The organism is Pseudomonas sp. SDO5591_S426 (genome assembly GCF_054070755.1).
On the sequence record NZ_JBSVXD010000381.1, the window covers coordinates 1 to 1757 of the forward strand.

Sequence of the window (1757 nt, forward strand, 5' to 3'; positions counted from 1 at the left end):
GAAAATCGCCATTCACCTGTAGGAGCTGCCGCAGGCTGCGATCTTTTGATCTTTACTGTCGCAATTTGCGACGTTCACTTGTTTCCCTGTCATGGGCAAAGAGTTCAAAAGGCCCATCCGATCAGGGTTTCAATCAAATAAACACAACTGGCACAACCGTTGCGAAAGACCTCGTCACACGAACAAGACGAGGTTTCAACATGTCGCTCCCTAACCTGCTTCCTGCCACTTCGGCATTCATCCAGCGCGCCCCGCGCATGCTCATCGGCGGTGAATGGGTCGAGGCCGCCGACGGCCAGACCATGCCCCTGCACAACCCGGCCACCGGCGAAGTGCTGTGCGTGGTGCCACGGGCCACGCCGGACGACGTCGACCGCGCCGTGCTCGCCGCGCGCCAGGCCTTCGATGATTCAGCCTGGACCCGCACCCGCCCCCGGGAGCGGCAGAACCTGCTGTGGAAACTCGCCGACCTGATGCAGCGCGACGCCGAGCTGCTGGCGCAACTGGAATGCCTGAACAATGGCAAAAGCGCGGCCGTCGCCCAAGTAATGGACGTGCAGTTGTCCATCGACTTCCTGCGCTACATGGCCGGTTGGGCGACCAAGATTGAAGGTTCCACGGTCGACGTGTCGGCGCCGTTGATGCCCAACGATCAATTCCACAGTTTCATCCGCCGCGAAGCCGTGGGCGTGGTCGGCGCCATAGTCGCCTGGAACTTCCCGCTGCTGCTCGCCTGCTGGAAACTCGGCCCGGCGCTGGCGACCGGTTGCACCGTGGTGCTCAAACCCGCCGACGAAACCCCGCTGACCGCGCTGAAACTCGCAGAACTCGTACTGGAAGCCGGGTATCCGGAAGGCGTGTTCAACGTGGTCACCGGCACCGGCATCACCGCAGGTTCCGCCCTGACCCACAACCCGCTGGTGGACAAGCTGACCTTCACCGGCTCCACTGCCGTGGGCAAGCAGATCGGCAAGATCGCCATGGACTCGATGACCCGGGTCACCCTGGAACTGGGCGGCAAATCGCCTACCTTCGTCATGGCCGATGCCGACCTGAAAACCGCCGCTGCCGGCGCCGCCAGCGCGATATTCTTCAACCAGGGCCAGGTCTGCTGCGCCGGTTCGCGCCTGTATGTACAGCGCAAGCATTTCGACAATGTGGTGGCGGACATCAGCGACATCGCCAACGCCATGAAGCTCGGCAACGGCCTGGACCCGAGCGTCGACATGGGACCGCTGATCTCGGCGCGCCAGCAGGAACGCGTCTACGGCTACATAGAAAAAGGTCGGGAAAGTGGCGCGACCATCGCCTGCGGTGGCGAGCAGTTCGGGCCGGGGTTTTTCGTCAAGCCGACGGTGATTGTCGACGTCGATCAGAAGCACTCGCTGGTGCAGGAGGAAATCTTCGGTCCGGTACTGGTGGCGATTCCGTTCGATGACGAAGCCGATGCGCTGCGCATGGCCAATGACAGCCCTTATGGATTGGGCGCGAGCATCTGGTCCAACGATCTGGCGGCGGTGCACCGGATGATTCCACGGATCAAGTCCGGCTCGGTGTGGGTCAACTGCCACAGCGCCCTGGACCCGGCGCTGCCGTTTGGCGGGTACAAGATGTCGGGGGTCGGGCGTGAGATGGGGTATGCGGCGATCGAGCATTACACCGAGTTGAAGTCGGTATTGATCAAGTTGTAATAACGGCGCTCTCCCGGACGCCATCGCGGGCAAGCCTTGCTCCTACAGATATCGCGGTCCCCTGTA

At 62.1% G+C, this 1757-nt stretch carries 1 protein-coding gene; it reads left to right on the top strand.

Features of this window, described 5'->3' with window-relative positions; genetic code table 11:
* Positions 1 to 200 precede the first annotated feature (200 nt).
* Positions 201 to 1691: an aldehyde dehydrogenase family protein gene (locus ACW9JC_RS30125; protein WP_457459608.1), complete on the top strand. Its 1491-nt coding sequence runs from the start codon at positions 201 to 203 to the stop codon at positions 1689 to 1691.
* The last annotated feature ends 66 nt before the right edge of the window (positions 1692 to 1757 follow it).

Coding starts and splice junctions, on each gene's coding strand:
- ACW9JC_RS30125 (WP_457459608.1), top strand. CDS start 201: ATGTCGCTCCCTAACCTGCTTCCTGCCACTTCGGCATTCATCCAGCGC.